Here is a 16082-nt window from a genome sequence, read left to right as displayed (position 1 = left end):
TCTCCGAGGCTTTACTAAACGATTTACCAAAAAAAAAATGGGCATCTGCCCATCTTTTTGTATTCACTACCCAACCAGATGAAAGCACTTGCACCAAGAAAATACTGGGAAGAACTTTGATTAGGCTGCAAATTATACAGCTTTCCCGCCTCTCTCGCAATCGCCGGGGCAAAAATGGCCGCGGGCTAGCGAGAAAAGCAACAGTTGGCAGGATGGCCATATCGGGGCATGGGCTGCATTCTACGGCATTGCAGCATTGCGTGCCCGGCGGAGCGAGAATTTATCCGATATTGGGCCCAAAACCGGGATTTTCAAGCGGATGTTCGCGCTGCCGGGCCAACCAGCTTTTAGCCGCGGCGGCCGCGGCGGGGCAAGCCGTGCTCCGAACCGCGCGGGCCCTGGCTGCCACGGCGTCCGCCGCCGGTGCCGGCAAAGCCGAAGGTGGTCTGCAGCGGATCCGGCTGCTTCGGACGGTTGCTGGTCTTGCCGCCGCCGAAGGAGCCGGCATTGTTGCCGCCACGGCCCTTGCCGCCCTGGCCGCCGCCCTTCGCGCCCTGCCCTTGCGGGCGTCCGCCGGCGAAACCGCCCGGACCCTGCTGGCGCGGGACACCGGCACGCACCACCGGCGGGCCGAACGGATCCACATTGCGGTTGGCGTCGGCACGGTCGATGCGGTTGCCGTCGGAACGGCGCGCGTCGTCGCGCCCCTGGCCCTTGGCGCCGCCCTTGCCCTTCGGCGCTTCGCCACCCTTCTTCTCGACGCCGAAGGCGGCCATCAGGGCGCGCACGTCGTTTTCCTGCAGCTCTTCCCAGCGGCCGCGCTTCAGGCCGGTCGGCAGGGTCATGGCGCCGTAGCGGGTACGGATCAGGCGCGAGACGGTCAGGCCGACCGCCTCGAACATGCGGCGCACCTCGCGGTTGCGGCCTTCGCCGATGACCACGCGGTACCACTTGTTGATGCCTTCGCCGCCGCCGTCCTGGACCTTCGAGAACGAGGCCACGCCGTCGTCCAGCTCGACGCCGGCGAGCAGCTTCTGGCGCATGCCTTCTTCCAGCTCGCCCAGGGTGCGCACCGCGTATTCGCGGTCGATGTTGTAACGCGGGTGCATCAGGCGGTTGGCCAGGTCGCCCGAGGTCGTGAACAGCAGCAGGCCCTCGGTATTGAAGTCGAGGCGGCCCACGGCCAGCCACTTGCCGGTCTTCATGTTAGGCAGGCGGTCGAACACCGACGGACGGCCTTCCGGATCGTCGTGGCTGACGATCTCGCCGGCCGGCTTGTGGTACACCAGCACGCGCGGCGGCTTGTTGTTGTTGACCTTACGCTGGATCAGCTTGCCGTTGATGCGCACCGCGTCGGTCGGCAGGATGCGCTGGCCGATGTGGGCCGGCTCGCCATTCACCGACACGCGACCGGCGACGATCAGCTCTTCCATGTCGCGGCGCGAACCCAGGCCGGCCTCGGCCAGCACCTTGTGCAGCTTGGGCGCGTCGTCGTCGGCGGTCAGGTCGCGGCGCACCGGCTTGGCCTGCGCCTTGCCGCGGCCGCCTTCGTTGGCGTCGAAGTCGCTTGACGTGACGAAGGAGAACACGGCATCGGCATCGTTGGCCTTGCCGCCCTTGCCTTGCTGCTGTTTCTGTTGCGGCTTGCCCTGCTGCTTGCCTTGCTTGCCCTGCTGCCTGGCGGCCGGCTGGGCGCCTTGCTGGCCTGCCTGGCCTGCCTGGCCACGCTGGTTTTGCTGGCCGCGCCCCTTCTGGTTGCGGCCGCGCCCTTCGCGCTGGCCGTCGGCCGGCGTCTGCGGCGCAGCTTCGGCAGGCGCGGCGTCGACCGCCGCTGCCTCGGGAGCCGAGGCAGCGGCGGCGGCGGCCTGTTCGTGCTGGCGCGCCTCGCGCTCCTGGCGCTTTTCGCGCATCTGGCGCGGCCCGCGCGGCTTGCGCTGCTCGCCATCGGAGACTGCCGGCGCTGCTTCCGGCGCCGGGGCGGCGGCCGGCGTTTCCGCAGCGGCAGCGGGCGCCGCTTCAGCGGCCACCTTGGCGGCGCGCGGCTTGCGCGGCTTGGCGGCCGGCTTCTCGGCCGCTTCGGCTACGGCTGCGGCCGAGCCTGCGCCCGGCGCTTCCGCCGGCGCATCGGCAGGCGCCGCGGCGGGCTTGCGGGTACGCTTCGGCTTCGCGGCGGCGGCCGGCTGTTCGGTCTCGGTCACGGGCGCAGCGTCGGTCGCGGCAGCAGCCGCGGCCTTGCGGGTGCGCTTGGGTTTGGCGGCGGGCGTGCCTTCGGCCTCGACGGGCTTTTCGTTCGGTTCAGTTGGGTTCATCGTTCGTATCTTTATTGTGCTGACCCGGCCCAGCGGCTGCCGCCGTCTCCTGGTCAAGAATGGGGACTTCGACGGACGTGGCGTCCGCTTCGGTGTCTGTCTCGGTGGCGTCCGCCGCAGCGTCCGCCCTGTCAAAATTGTCGTTCAGTGCCGCTTCCAGCGCTTCGAGGCTGCGGCTGTCCGGTCCTTCGCTGACCGCCTGCAGCGGCGGCAGTTGCGACAGCGAGGCGAGGCCAAGGTCGTCGAGGAAAGCCTTGGTGGTGCCCAGCAGCGCCGGGCGCCCCACCACTTCGCGGTGGCCGACCACGTCGATCCAGCCGCGGTCTTCCAGCAGCTTGATGGTCTGCGAGTTCACGGCGACGCCGCGGATTTCCTCGATGTCGCCGCGCGTGACCGGCTGGCGGTAGGCGATGATCGCCAGCGTCTCCAGCGTCGCGCGCGAATATTTCGGCGGCTTCTCGGGCGTCAGGCGGTCGAGGTAAGGCTTCATCTCGGGCCGGCTCTGGAAGCGCCAGCCGGAGGCCAGGCTGACGATCTCGATGCCGCGCCCCTGCCAGTCCTGGCGCAATTCTTCCAGCAGAATCTTGATCGTGTCGCTACCGACACCGGCGCCGAGCTGGCGGCCGCCCGCGTCGACCTCGGCGAAGAGCTTCTTCATGCCGTGGATCGTCATCGGCTCGCGCGCGCACAGCAAGGCGGTCTCGAGAACGCGCTTGGCCTCGTCAGTATTCATATCGCGGTGTCGTCACGCTTCGAATGCACACATCAAACAAAACTGGTTTAACGGATGCCAGCCGCGGGGCCGAGACCGGCCGCGGTGCGAAGGTGATGCGCGCAATACTCTGGAATCCGTGGGGCCCGGGCCGAAAATGCGCCGGGCTGACTAAGCGACCGGCTTGGCGCCGGTCACTGCTGCCCGCGTGCCAGGCGGGCGATCAACGTTGGTCTTTCAGGGGAAACGCGGGGGCTGCGCAGGGCGCGAACTGACGACATCGTTTCCGACAACTGACGGCCATTGTAACCGATAAAACCCGGGAATGGACAAGACGGCGGGGCCGCAGGCGAAGGAAGGCCGTATTTGATCAAGCGACAGACAGTTTTTCCGACAAAATCGCCGACACGCCCAGGAAGGCCGGGTAGTCCGCCGTGATCACGTAGGTCGGGACCTGGGCCAGGTAGCCGCTGAAACGCCCCTTCTGCTCGAAGCGGCGGCGGAACGAGGACCGGTCGAAGCGCTCACCCAGGCGCGGCACGATGCCGCCGCCGATGTAGACGCCGCCCTGGGCGCCCAGGGTGATGGCGAGGTTGCCGGCGGCGGTGCCGAGCATGCCGCAGAAGGCTTCCAGCACCTCGTCGCACAGCGCGCATTCGCCGGAGAGGGCGCGGCGCGAGATCTCGGGCGCGGCCAGGCTGCCGGGGCGGCCGGCGCGCTCGCTCAGGGCGCGATAGATCAGCTCCACCCCGGCGCCGGACAGCAGGCGCTCGCTGGAGACGTGCTCGAATTCGCGCCAGGCGTACTGGAGGATGGCGACTTCGAGCTCGTTGACCGGCGCGAAGCCGACGTGGCCGCCTTCGCTGCGCAGCGCGGTCCAGCTGTTCCCGCAGGGGATCAGCCCGGACACGCCGAGGCCGGTGCCGGCGCCCAGCAGGCCGAGCGGCGCGTCAGGCACGGGTGCACCGCCGCCCACCTGGCGCTTCTGGTCGCCGAGGTGCGGCAGCGAACGCGCCAGCGCCGAAAAATCGTTGACGACCATCAGGGTATCGAAGCCGCACTCCTGGCGCAGCGCTTCGATCGAAAAGGCCCAGTGGTGGTTGGTCATGCGCACCTGGTCGCCGGTGACCGGGTTGGCGATCGCAATGGCCGCATGGCGGATGCCGGCGCCGCGGCCGGCGAGCTGCGGCAGCGCCAGGTAGGCGCGGATGGCCTCGCCCAGGCTCGCATGCTGCTGGCAGGACAGCACCTCGATTGCGTCGAAACGGCCCGGCCCGGTCTCCAGCGCAAAACGGGCATTGGTGCCGCCGATGTCGGCGAGCAGGCGGGCGCCGCCGGCATGGGTCAGGGAGGCGGAGTCGAGGCTGGAGGGAAAGGCGGTCATTGCAGCTAATAGAAGAGCGATGACCAAGCTTACACAACTTTGTAGTGTTCTTACAAGTAGATTTTGTAGTTTAGGTACATCACCGCAGCTCTCCTGCTACATACACACGAGCAGGATGGAAAGACGAAGTAGTCGAACTACCTCAGCACGCCATCGGATGCAGTTCCGGATCGGCGCCACGGCGGGCGTTCCAGGCATCCAGGCCGCCGCGCAGCGGGCGGGCGCGGTGGAAGCCGTTGGCCAGGAATTGCTTGGCGACCTCGGCGGCCGTGACGTCGTTCGGGCAGCTGCAGTAGATGACGACGTGGCGGTCCTTGTCGATGGTGGCCATCAGCTGGTCCGGAGCGCAGGACTGGAATGCCAGGGCGCCGGGAATCGCCGTCTCCAGCGCCTGGGCCGTGAGGCTGCGGGCATCGATGATGAGCGGGTCGTGGCCGCCGTCGATCAGCGCCATGAGTTCGGCGATCTCGATGCGCGGCACGGCGCTGCGGGCGCGGTGGCGGCGCCGCTCGACGTACTTGACGGCGATGAACAGGACCAGCAGGGTAGCCAGCACCATGAGGGCGGTGCCGCCCATGGTCTCGAGCCAGCCGAGCAGCTCCTCGACGCCGTCGTGGAACAGGATGCCCAGCAGGATGCCGGCGCCGCTCCACAAGGCGGCTCCGGTCACGGAATAGCCGAGGAACTGGCGGGTACGGGTGCCGATGGCGCCCGACAGCGGCGCGGCGATGGTATTGAAGCCGGGGACGAACTTCGACACCAGCAGCGACTTGGCGCCGAAGCGGCGGAACCGGTCCTCGGTCTGGTTGACGCAGGAATCGGGCGACAGCGAGATCTTGCAGAGCAGGCGCAGGACCCGCTTGCCATAGAAGCGCCCGGCACGGAACCAGAACATGTCGCAGATGAGGCAGGCGACGACTGCGGACAGCAGGCACAGCTGCCAGCTGAGCTCGCCGTCGACCGAGAGCGCGCCGGCCACGACCAGGATCGGGAAGGCGGGAATGGGCAGGCCGAACTGCTCGACAAGGACGATGCCGAACACGATCAGCACACCGTAGACCTGGAGCAGTTCGACGAGTTGGGGCATCGCGCTAGTGTAGCCGAGTTTTATGCGGGTCGCTGGGCGCCGCTGTTGTTTTTCCTACGCACCCCGTGGAATCGCCGCCAGCAGGCTGCGCGTGTAGTCGTGCTGCGGATTGCGGTACAACGCGTCCGAATCCGCCATCTCGACCACGCTTCCGTGGTGCATCACCATCACCTGGTCGGCGATGTACTTCACCACCGACAGATCGTGCGAGATGAAGATGTAGCTCATGCCGTATTCGTCCTGCAGGTCCTGCAGCAGGTTCAGCACCTGGGCCTGCACCGAGACGTCGAGCGCCGACACCGATTCGTCGCACACCAGGATCTCCGGCTTCATGGTCAGGCAGCGCGCGATGGCGATGCGCTGGCGCTGGCCGCCGGAGAACTCATGCGGGTAGCGGTGGAAGGCCTGTTCCGGCAAGCCGACCCGCCTCAGGAGCTCGTGCGCCATCCCGATCCGCTCGGCGTCGTCCAGGCCGATCCGGTGGATGCGCATCGGCTCCAGCAGGATCTGTCCCACCGTGAAGCGCGGGTTCAGCGAGGCATAGGGGTTCTGGAAGATGATCTGGATGCGCCGCTTGTAGGCCTGGTAGTCGCGCTCCGGCATGGCGAACAGATCCTTGCCGCCGAACATGGCGCTGCCGCCGGTGGCGCGGTGCAGGCGCAGCAGGGTCAGGCCGACCGTGGTCTTGCCCGAGCCGGATTCGCCCACCACGCCCAGGGTCTTGCCGCGCGCCAGGGTGAAGGAGACATCCTTGACCGCCTTGAACTCGCGCCTCCTGAACAGGCCGTCGCGCAGCCAGAAGCTCTTGGCCAGATTCTTCACCACCAGCACCGGCTCGTCGCCGGGCGCCGTGCCGCGCGTACGCTGGGGCAGTTCCTGTTCCGGCGCGAACCTGCCGCTCAGGTAGTCGTCGATCACCGGCAGGCGCAGCGGCCGCTCGTCCAGCTTCGGGCGGCAGTGCAGCAGGGCCCGGGTATAGGCGTCGACCGGGGCGCCGAACACCTGGGCCGCCTCCCCTTCCTCGCGCACCTCGCCGTGGCGCATCACGATCACGCGGTCGGCGATCTCGCCCACCAGCCCGAGATCGTGGGTAATGAACACCACCGACATCTGGTGCTTCTTCTGCAGGCGCTTGATCAGCTCGATGATCTGCTTCTGGATGGTCACGTCGAGCGCCGTGGTCGGCTCGTCCGCGATCAGGAGCTTGGGCTCGCAGGCGATCGCCATCGCGATCATCACGCGCTGCTGCTGGCCGCCCGACATCTGGCTCGGGTAGGCATCGATTTTTACCGAATGGTCAGGAATGCCGACCTCTTCCAGCAGTTCGAGCGTGCGGGCGCGCGCCTGCCTGGCATTCATGCCCAGGTGCCGGCGCAGCACTTCAGCGATCTGGTAGCCCACCGTGAACACCGGGTTGAGCGAGGACATCGGCTCCTGGAAGATCATCGCGATGTCCTTGCCGCATAGTTGCCGGCGTTCGGCAGGCGCGAGCGCGAGCAGCTCGCGGCCGTCGAAGTGCGCGCGCGAACCGGGAGCGATGATGGTCGTCTCCGGCGGCAGCAAACCCATCACCGCCAGCGAACTGACCGACTTGCCGCTGCCGGATTCGCCCACCAGGGCGACCGTGCTGTTGCGCGGCACGTCGAAGGAGATGCCCTTGACCGCTTCGACCGTGTTCTTCTTGTCGATGCGGAAGGCGATGCGCAGGTCGCGCACCTGCAGCAGGGGATGTTGGTGGTCCGTCATTTGAGCTTGGGGTCGAGGGCGTCGCGCAGGGCGTCCGCGAACAGGGAGAATGCCGTCACCAGCAGCGCCATCGCGCTCGCGGCGGCCGCCAGCTGCCACCACTTGCCGAGGATGAGCTCGTTCTGCGCTTCGTTCAGCATGCTGCCCCAGGACACCACGCCGACCGGCACGCCGAAGCCCAGGAAGGACAGGATCACCTCGGCCTTGATGAAGCCGACCACCAGGATCGACATCTGCACCAGGGCCACGTGCGAGACGTTGGGCAGGATGTGGCCGAACATCCGGCGCGCGCTGGACGCGCCGATGGCGTCGGCCGCCATCACGTATTCGCGCGCCTTGTGCTTGATGTATTCGGCGCGCATCAGGCGGTAGGGCCCGGTCCAGCCGGTCAGGCCGAGGATCAGGACGATGGTCATCACGCCCTTCTGCTGCAGCACCGCGGCCACGGTCAGGATCATCAGGATCGAGGGGATCGAGGTGAAGATGCTGTAGAACCAGTTGAACAGGTCGTCGACAAAACCGCCGTAGAAGCCCGACAGCGCCCCGAACAGGGTGCCCAGCGCCACCGCCACGAAAGCGGCCACCAGGCCGACCACGATCGAGGTCTCGCCGCCCTTGATGGTCTTCTTGAGGATGTCGTGGCCCCACTTGTCGGCGCCGAAGGGCAGCGTGGTCGCCTTTTCCACCGGCGGATGGCTGGCGCGGACCCGGGCCTTGAGCTCTGCCAGCTCCTGCGCCAGCGGGTCGAAGGCGTTCGGCGGCGTCTCGCGCGGCAGCTGGGCCGCGGCCAGCGCGCGCGCGCCCGCGTCGGCGCCGACAAAAGTGGGCGGCGCATAGTTGACCGCCACCTCTTCTTCCCAGTCGGCGGCGATCAGGCCGGCACTGGACAGCACCAGCATCAACAGGAAACCCAGCACCACCGCCAGCGCGCCCATGGCGACGCGGTCGGCGCGCAGGCGGCGCCAGGCCAGGGCCCACAGGCCAGGCGATTGCATGCTTGCGTTCATTTCAGCTGGACCCGCGGATCGACGGTCTGGTACAGCAGGTCGGCCAGCAGGTTGAACACCATGGTCGCGGCGGCCACGTAGACCGTGATCGCCTTGATCACCGGGAAGTCGCTGCGCTCGACCGCCAGGATGACTTCGCGCCCGATGCCCGGGATGCCGAAGAAGCGCTCGAGCAAGAAAGCGCCGATCAGCAAGGCCGGCAGGTTGGCCATGACATGGGTGATGATCGGGATCGCCGCATTGCGCAGCACGTGCACCCAGACCACGCGCCGCTCGGGCAAGCCCTTGGCGCGCGCGGTGCGCACGTAGTCCTGCCCCACTTCGTCGAGCACGAAGCTGCGATACAGGCGCAGGGTCGGCGCGATCGAAACAGCGAGACCGATGATGATGGGCAGCAGCGCATAGCGCAGCAGGTTTTCCCCTAAGCTGTTGCCCCAGCCCTGAACCGGGAACAGCCCCAGCTTGTAGGCGAACAGATACTGGAACACGATGATGTAGACCAGGATCGAGATCGACATGCCGACCGTGCAGGCCACCATCACCGCGCGGTCGGTCAGCGAGCCGCGCACGAAAGCGATGGCCAGCGCCAGGGCGATGCCCAGCACGGTCTCCAGGATGGTGAGCGGCACCAGCACGGTGAGCGAAGGCCCCAGGCGGCTGGAAATGATGTGCGACACCGGCTCGCCCGTGCTCCAGGCGTTACCGAAATCGAAAGTCAGGATCTGCTTGATGAAGATCCACAGCTGCACCGGCCAGGGCTGGTCGGTGCCGAGCTGGCGCCGGATGTTCTCGATGGCGGCGGTATCGGCCATCTTCCCGGCCAGCAGGTAGGCCGGGTCGCCGCCGACCCAGTTGAACAGCAAGAACACCAGCAGCACCACCCCGAGCATGGTCGGCAGCATCTGCCACAGCCGGCGGACGATAAAACTCAGCATGTGACTCCTGGATGGTTGAACCCGTCTATTTTGCCGTCATGTCAGCTTGCCATGACAGGGACGGGCCATTCCTTTTCATCGCCTCGCCATAACCTGGGAAATACTCAGTCCTGCCGCAGGCGGCGCTGCTTCACGGCCTCGGCCAGTCCTTCCAGCACCCCGATGCTGGTTTCCCAGTCGATGCAGCCGTCGGTGACCGACTGGCCATAGGTCAGCTCCTTGCCCGGCACCAGGTCCTGGCGGCCGCCTACCAGGTGCGACTCGATCATCACGCCGACGATGCGGTCGTCGCCCGCCGCGATCTGCGAGGCGATGTCGGCACACACCGGCACCTGGTTCTGCGGGTTCTTGCTGCTGTTGGCATGCGAGGCATCGATCATCAGGCGGCTGGCCAGGCCGTTGGCCGCCAGCTGCCTGCAGGCCTCTTCCACGCTGGCTGCGTCGTAGTTCGGCGTCTTGCCGCCGCGCAGGATGATGTGGCAGTCCTCGTTGCCGGAGGTCGACACGATCGCCGAATGCCCGCCCTTGGTCACGGACAGGAAGTGGTGCGGCTGCGAGGCCGCCTTGATCGCGTCGGCCGCGATCTTGATGTTGCCGTCGGTGCCGTTCTTGAAGCCGACCGGACAGGACAGGCCCGAGGCCAGCTCGCGGTGCACCTGGGATTCGGTGGTCCGGGCGCCGATGGCGCCCCAGCTGATCAAATCGGCGATGTACTGCGGGCTGATCACGTCCAGGAACTCGGTGCCGGCAGGCAACCCCATCTCGTTGACGTCGCGCAGCAGCTCGCGCGCCATGCGCAGGCCGTCGTTGATGCGGAAGCTGTTGTCCATGTAGGGGTCGTTGATCATGCCCTTCCAGCCGACCGTGGTGCGCGGCTTCTCGAAATACACGCGCATGATGATCTCGAGCTCGCCCTTGAACCGGCGGCGCTGCTCGGCCAGGCCGCGCGCATACTCGAGCGCCGCCTTCGGGTCGTGGATCGAGCACGGGCCGACCACCACCATCACGCGGTCGTCCTGGCCGTGCAGGATGCGGTGCAGGGCCACGCGCGCGCTGGCCGCGGTCTGTTCGGCGGCCGGGGTGACCGGGAACTCGCGGATCAGGTGCGCGGGCGGCGTCAGTTCCTTCATTTCGCGGATGCGTAAATCGTCGGTGCGAGGCATGCTGTACTCCGTATCTGGTCTGGGCTGGGCTGAAATAAAAAAACCGCCATCGCTGGCGGTTTGTCTGGATTTGCGTCGGACTGTTCTTGAATCGCGTGAACCTGCCGCTACTCCACCGCCAAGGGGCTGGAATGGCTAAAGTAAAAGTAGCAGGTAAAGAAAACGTGCTGGCGCATGGAAAATCCGTGATGGTCCGAAGACCTGGTCGACTGACTATAACGCCATTGTGTAACGCTTGGCAAGCCTTTTCCGGGAGGCTCTGTCGCAGCCTGCCCGCGGTCTCCATCGCTTGCGCGCAGCCCGGCATGCGGACTGGCATCGGCGGATTTGTCGACCGGTTGCGGGAATCCTACAGCTGTTCCCTGCCTTTCCGCGCACATTGATTCGGATCAGTCGCCGTTCATCCAGCGGTGCAAAAGTCGATGCAAGCCCCCGACTGCTTCGCGCCGTTCTTGTGTTCTCGCAAGAAAAGTCGTTTAGGAACTTGATTGTACTCAACAAAGGGCCGGCGCGAAGTCAGCGGGAACAATCCCAACCACTGGAGTCCGGACATGACTGAAACCCTGCTTTCGCGCGCCCTGCGGCGCATCTTTGCCGGCGGCGGCGCCGTCGGCCTGTTGTCAGTCGGCTTTCCCCTGCTCGCCGCAAGCCCGCATGCGGCGGCGCAGGAAGCGGCGCCCAAACCTGTCGCCCGCGTCGAGATCACCGGTTCGAACATCCGCCGCGCCCAGGCCGAAACCGCCTCGTCGGTGCAGACCGTGAACCGGGCCGACATCGAACGCTCGGGCAAGACCACGGTCGCCGAGCTGCTGCAGACGCTGGCGGTCGACAACTCGGGCTCGGTTCCCACCAACTTCGGCGGCGGCTTCGCCGCGGGTGCGTCCGGCATTTCGCTGCGCGGCCTCGGCACCGCCTCGACCCTGGTGCTGCTCAACGGCCGGCGCATGGCGCCCTACGGGCTCGCCGACGACGGCCAGAAGGTGTTCGCCGACCTCAACGTCATTCCCACCGACGCCGTCGAACGGGTCGAGATCCTGAAGGACGGCGCCTCGGCCATCTACGGTTCCGACGCCATCGCCGGCGTGGTCAACATCATCCTGCGGCGCGATTTCACGGGCAGCACGGTGCGCGCCCTGGCCGGCACCTCCACCGCCAGCGACGGTCAGCAATACAACGTCGCCCTCACCTGGGGCAAGGGCGACCTCGACACCGACCGCTACAACGTGCTGCTCAACTTCGAGTACAAGAAGACCGACGAAATCTGGAACCGCGAGCGCGGCAACCGCGACTGGGTCGGCAAGGCCGACCTACGGCCCTGGGGCTATTCGGCCCAGGAGGGGCTGGGCGGTACCGGCGCCATCACCGGCAACAACGCCTCCGGCAGCGCCATCAACGGCAACGTGCGCAACCCCGACACGCTCGACTACTACAACCGGGGCAACCCGGCCGGGGTCGGCTTCACCCGCTTCTTCCCGGGCGCGGCCTGCAGCAACTTCACCAACCACCCGCAGGGCGACCCGGGCGGCGGCTGCCTGATCGACGCCGCCCACCTGTACAGCCAGATCCAGCCCGACCAGGAATACGGGTCCCTGTTCGGACGCGGCACCTTCAAGCTGAACAACGAGGTCGAAGCCTATACCGAACTCAACCTCTACAACAGCCTGAGCCGGACTTCCACGACGCCCTCGACCATCAGCGCCAACCAGGGCTATCCGGGCGGCCCGGTCAGCGGCGCCGGCGCTGCCTTCGGGCCGACCCACCCCGACAACCCGTATTTCGGGCGCGAAGCGCGCCTGCGCTACCTCGCAGGCGACGTCGGCCCGCGCCGCTCGGACATCGAATCGACCTTCACCCGGGCGCTGGTCGGCGTGCGCGGCAGCCACATCGGCTGGGACTGGGACACCTCCCTGCTCTACTCCAGCAGCCGGGTCAGCAACGATCGCAACGGCTTCCTCCAGCGCGACGCGACCTTTGCCCTGCTCAACCCCACGCCGACCAACATCGCCACCGCCATCGCCAACAATCCCGGCTACCGCGCGCTGCCGGTCGGCACCGTCTGGCGCATTGGCGAGAACGCCTTCCTGAATTCCCCGGCCGTGTATGCCGCGCTGTCGCCTGAAATCTCGAACGACGCCAAGACCGAGATCGCCCAGCTCGACTTCAAGGCCACGCGCGAATTCGGCAGGCTGGCCGGCGGCCCGCTCGGGGTGGCGGTCGGCGCCGAATTCCGCCACGAATCGGCCGAGCTCGAGCCCACCACCGGCACCGAACGCGGCAACATCATCGGCCTCGGCTATTCGGCCTACGACGGCCAGCGCAACGTGTTCGCCATGTACGGCGAAGTGCTGGCGCCGGTCTGGCCCGGGGTCGAAGTGACCGGCGCCATGCGCTGGGACCATTTCACCGACGTGGGCAATGCCTATACGCCGAAAGTCGGCGTGAAGTGGACGCCGGCGCGCCAGTTCGCCCTGCGCGCCACCTGGGCCCGCGGCTTCCGTGCGCCGAGCCCGGCGGAAAACGGCGTCGGCGGCCTGGCCGCCTTCACCAACGCCTCCGATCCGGTGCGCTGCGCACTCGGCGTGCAGGTGGCCTGCAACCCGGCCAACATCGCGCTGATCACCTCGCCCAACCCGGACCTCGACCCCGAACGCTCGAAGAGCTATAACGTGGGCATCATCTGGGACCCGCTGCCGCGCACCAGCATCTCGCTCGACTACTGGCAGATCAAGCGCAAGAACGAGATCAACCAGGAGCAGATTCCTGCCGCCATCCTTGCCGGGCGCGTCGCGCGCGATCCCACGACGGCCCAGGCCGGCATTCAGGGCGACCCCGGCGCCATCACGGCGGTGCTGGCCAGCTACGTCAACTCGGCCCAGACCAAGGTGCGCGGCCTCGACCTCGATGCGCGCCACAGCATGCCCCTGCCGAACGGGTACGGCAACCTGGTGTTCGACGCCAAGTGGACTCACCTGTTCAAGTGGCTACGTACCGAACGCGACGGCACATCGCAGGACTTCGCCGGTACCCACGGCAACTGCGACGTGACCAACTGCGTCGGCACGCCGGACAACCGCGCCAACCTGCGCGCCACCTGGGAACGCAGCAACTTCCGCCTGTCGGCCAACGTGAACTACCGCGGCAAGATCGACAACACCCTGTTCAAGGACGATCCGGAAGGTTGCGCCAGCCACTTCGCCAACGGCAACGACGCACCGACCGACTGCGAACTGGCCTCGTTCACCACCGTGGACCTGGTGTTCCGCTGGAAGCCGCAGCAGAAATGGGAGGTGTTCGGCTCGATCCAGAACGTGTTCGACAAGGTCGCGCCACTGGATCCGCTGACCTACGGCGCAGTCTCCTATAACCCGCTCGACTATGCCGGCGCGGTGGGCCGTTTGTTCACCCTGGGAGCGCGCTACACCTTCTGAACCCGCGGCAAGCGGTGGCCATGGGCAGGACGCGCGCAATCGCGCCCTGCCCGGGCGCTGCTGTGCGCCATTCCCCCATCCGGAGCCCAAGATGACCGAAACCATCCTGTCCCGCAACCTGCGCCGGCTGTTCACCTGCGGCTCGGCGGCCGGCCTCGTGCTATGTGCGCCGCCGCTGCTGGCCCAGACCTCTCCCCCTGCCCTGCAGCCGCCCCCGACCCCGGCGGCGGCGCCGATGCAGCGCGTCGAGATCACCGGCTCCTCGATCCGGCGCCTGGCCACCGAGACCTCGCTGCCGATCACGACGATCCGCGCATCCGACTTCGCCAAGCAGGGCCTGGCCACGGCGCAGGAAGTGCTGAACGCGATTCCCATGAACCAGTCGTCGGAAGGCTCGACGGCGGCGGTCGGTTCCGGCACCGGCGGCCGCGCCACCGCCGACCTGCGCGGCCTGGGCGGCGACAAGACCCTGGTGCTTCTCAATGGACGGCGGCTGGCGAACCACCCGTATTTCGCCGATTCGGTCGACCTCAACATCATCCCGGTGGCCGCGCTGGAGCGGGTCGAGGTGCTGCGCGACGGCGCCTCGGCGATCTACGGCACCGACGCCATCGGCGGCGTGATCAACTTCATCACCAAGCGCTCGGTGGAAGGGGCGGCGCTGGTGGTCGAGGCCTATGAGCCCTATGCCCAGGGCGGCGGCCACGAGCAGCGCCTGAACCTGTCCGGCGGCTGGGGCGACCTCGAACGCGACGGCCTGAGCATGTGGGGCGTGATCGACTGGCACCAGCAAAGCGCGCTGCGCGCAACCGACCGCAGCTTCTCCAGCACCGGCATCCGGCCCGAGCGCGGCATGTTCGAGGTCAGCGGCACCACCTTCCCCGCCAACTTCTTTTCCGACAACGGCGTGACCGGCAACCCCTATGCCCCGGCCTGCCAGCCGCCCGACTCGGTGGCGCTGCCGGGCGAGCCCCTGTGCGCCTTCGACTACACCCGCTTCGTCGACAACATCCCCAAGACGCGCCAGTTCAGCGCCATGGCCCGGCTCAACAAGAAGTTCGGCGCGCACACGGCCGGCCTGGAATTCGTGCACGGCCGCAGCACCAACGAGGCCCAGGTCGCGCCGCCGCCGCTGTCGGGCATCGGCGTGACCATGACCGGCGACAGCCCCTTCTATCCGGGCAACGGCATCGTGCCGGCCTTCCCCGGCCTGAGCGGCGAGCCGCTCGACATCGCCTGGCGGCCGCTCGAGACCGGCCGGCGCAACAACTTCGATTCCAGCATCACCGACCGCCTGCTGGCCAGCCTCGAGGGCACCCTGGCCGGCTGGGACTACAACACGGCGATCTCCTACTCGCTGGGCAAGGCGAAGAGCATTTTCAACGGCGGCTACGTCATCGACCAGCGCATCATCGACGGCGTCGCCGCCGGCATCCTGAATCCCTTCGGCCCGCAGAACGCGCAAGGGGCCGACTACCTGCGCAACTCGATCCTGTCGGGTGAATACCTGCATGCGCGCATCCACAGCGCGGCGGTGGACGCGCGCGCCAGCCGCGAGCTGATGACGCTCCCCGGCGGCCCGCTCGGCTTCGCCATCGGCGCCGAATTCCGGCGCGACCGCGCCAAGTATTTCGTCAACCGCGAACTAGCCTCGCAGGCTTCCAGCTCGGGCTCGGCCGACGCGCAGGACCAGTCCGGCGCGCGCAGCATCTGGGCCCTGTTCAGCGAGGTGAACGTCCCGATCATCAAGGACCTCGAACTCAACGTCGCCGCCCGCTACGACCACTACAGCGACGTCGGCGGCAGCTTCAACCCCAAGGTGGCGCTGCGCTGGCAGCCGACCCCGCAACTGCTGCTGCGCGGCTCCTTCAACAAGGGCTTCCGCGCGCCGACGCTGTTCGACCTGTACGGCCCCCAGACCACCACCAACAGCTCGGACACCTACGACGATCCGGTGCTCTGCCCGAACGGCGTGCCCGCGCCCGGCGCCAACCCGAACATCGCCTGCGGCCAGCAGCAGTTCGTGCGCGGCGGCGGCAATCCCGATCTGTCGCCGGAACGTTCGCGCACCTACAGCGCCGGCATCGTGGTCGAGCCGATCAAGAACCTCACGTTCTCGCTCGACTACTGGAACATCCGCCTGAAGGACCAGATCAGCGAGCTTGCCGAGCAGACCCTGTTCAGTGAGATAGCCCCTTGATTCACCAGACACAGTCGATGCTGTATCCTTACGGATAGGAATAAGACTGTGAGTATGACTAGGAACAACCAAACCATCGAAGTCGTGACGGTGTCCGAAGAGCGACGCCGC

10 protein-coding genes are annotated in these 16082 nt (G+C 67.2%); 2 read left to right on the top strand and 8 right to left on the bottom strand.

Annotated features, from left to right (window positions below; all coding sequences use genetic code 11):
- Positions 1-347: 347 nt before the first annotated feature.
- The 8 genes from rluB to aroG all read right to left on the bottom strand — a co-directional run bounded on the left by rluB (position 348) and on the right by aroG (position 10343).
- On the bottom strand, positions 348-2309 hold the full coding sequence (rluB, locus tag FG94_RS24195; protein WP_036217036.1) for a 23S rRNA pseudouridine(2605) synthase RluB: 1962 nt from the start codon (positions 2307-2309) through the stop codon (positions 348-350).
- Entirely contained in the window at positions 2296-3042 is a 747-nt protein-coding gene (gene scpB, locus FG94_RS24190) for an SMC-Scp complex subunit ScpB (protein ID WP_036217034.1), read from the bottom strand. The genes rluB and scpB overlap by 14 nt, the downstream gene beginning before the upstream one ends.
- Positions 3043-3391: 349 nt before the next feature.
- Positions 3392-4405, bottom strand: coding sequence for a glucokinase (locus FG94_RS24185; RefSeq protein WP_036217032.1), 1014 nt, complete (start codon positions 4403-4405; stop codon positions 3392-3394).
- Positions 4406-4547: 142 nt separating this feature from the next.
- The gene (locus FG94_RS24180; protein ID WP_036217031.1) at positions 4548-5492 is read right to left on the bottom strand and encodes a VTT domain-containing protein; all 945 of its coding nucleotides are present in this window, start codon (positions 5490-5492) and stop codon (positions 4548-4550) included.
- Between the two features lie 54 nt (positions 5493-5546).
- Complete coding sequence (locus FG94_RS24175; protein ID WP_036217028.1) at positions 5547-7238, bottom strand: ABC transporter ATP-binding protein; 1692 nt, start codon at positions 7236-7238, stop codon at positions 5547-5549.
- Complete coding sequence (locus FG94_RS24170) at positions 7235-8233, bottom strand: ABC transporter permease (protein ID WP_229446056.1); 999 nt, start codon at positions 8231-8233, stop codon at positions 7235-7237. Before FG94_RS24170 ends, FG94_RS24175 begins: the two co-directional genes overlap by 4 nt.
- Positions 8234-8241: 8 nt before the next feature.
- Positions 8242-9180, bottom strand: a complete 939-nt coding sequence (locus FG94_RS24165) for an ABC transporter permease (protein WP_036217023.1) — start codon at positions 9178-9180, stop codon at positions 8242-8244.
- Between the two features lie 104 nt (positions 9181-9284).
- Positions 9285-10343 (bottom strand): 3-deoxy-7-phosphoheptulonate synthase AroG, encoded by a 1059-nt coding sequence (gene aroG / locus FG94_RS24160; RefSeq protein WP_027866910.1) that lies wholly within the window; start codon positions 10341-10343, stop codon positions 9285-9287.
- A 551-nt stretch (positions 10344-10894) separates the two neighbouring features.
- On the opposite strand from aroG, the gene FG94_RS24155 reads away from it, so the two are divergent.
- A complete protein-coding gene (locus FG94_RS24155; protein WP_036217020.1) occupies positions 10895-13771 on the top strand; it encodes a TonB-dependent receptor in 2877 nt (958 codons plus the stop codon).
- A gap of 91 nt (positions 13772-13862) precedes the next feature.
- Positions 13863-15971 (top strand): TonB-dependent siderophore receptor, encoded by a 2109-nt coding sequence (locus FG94_RS24150; RefSeq protein WP_051997063.1) that lies wholly within the window; start codon positions 13863-13865, stop codon positions 15969-15971.
- The last annotated feature ends 111 nt before the right edge of the window (positions 15972-16082 follow it).

This window comes from Massilia sp. LC238, from assembly GCF_000735635.1.
Lineage (GTDB): Bacteria > Pseudomonadota > Gammaproteobacteria > Burkholderiales > Burkholderiaceae_D > Telluria > Telluria varians.
Note: the sequence above shows the minus strand (reverse complement) of the source record. Positions and strands in the feature narration are given on the sequence as shown.

Bases quoted from the DNA above. Each gene is read 5' to 3' on its own strand.
- FG94_RS24185 (WP_036217032.1), bottom strand. From the start codon at position 4,405: ATGACCGCCTTTCCCTCCAGCCTCGACTCCGCCTCCCTGACCCATGCC.
- FG94_RS24150 (WP_051997063.1), top strand. From the start codon at position 13,863: ATGACCGAAACCATCCTGTCCCGCAACCTGCGCCGGCTGTTCACCTGC.
- FG94_RS24170 (WP_229446056.1), bottom strand. From the start codon at position 8,233: ATGCAATCGCCTGGCCTGTGGGCCCTGGCCTGGCGCCGCCTGCGCGCC.
- rluB (WP_036217036.1), bottom strand. From the start codon at position 2,309: ATGAACCCAACTGAACCGAACGAAAAGCCCGTCGAGGCCGAAGGCACG.
- FG94_RS24180 (WP_036217031.1), bottom strand. From the start codon at position 5,492: ATGCCCCAACTCGTCGAACTGCTCCAGGTCTACGGTGTGCTGATCGTG.
- scpB (WP_036217034.1), bottom strand. From the start codon at position 3,042: ATGAATACTGACGAGGCCAAGCGCGTTCTCGAGACCGCCTTGCTGTGC.
- FG94_RS24175 (WP_036217028.1), bottom strand. From the start codon at position 7,238: ATGACGGACCACCAACATCCCCTGCTGCAGGTGCGCGACCTGCGCATC.
- FG94_RS24155 (WP_036217020.1), top strand. From the start codon at position 10,895: ATGACTGAAACCCTGCTTTCGCGCGCCCTGCGGCGCATCTTTGCCGGC.
- aroG (WP_027866910.1), bottom strand. From the start codon at position 10,343: ATGCCTCGCACCGACGATTTACGCATCCGCGAAATGAAGGAACTGACG.
- FG94_RS24165 (WP_036217023.1), bottom strand. From the start codon at position 9,180: ATGCTGAGTTTTATCGTCCGCCGGCTGTGGCAGATGCTGCCGACCATG.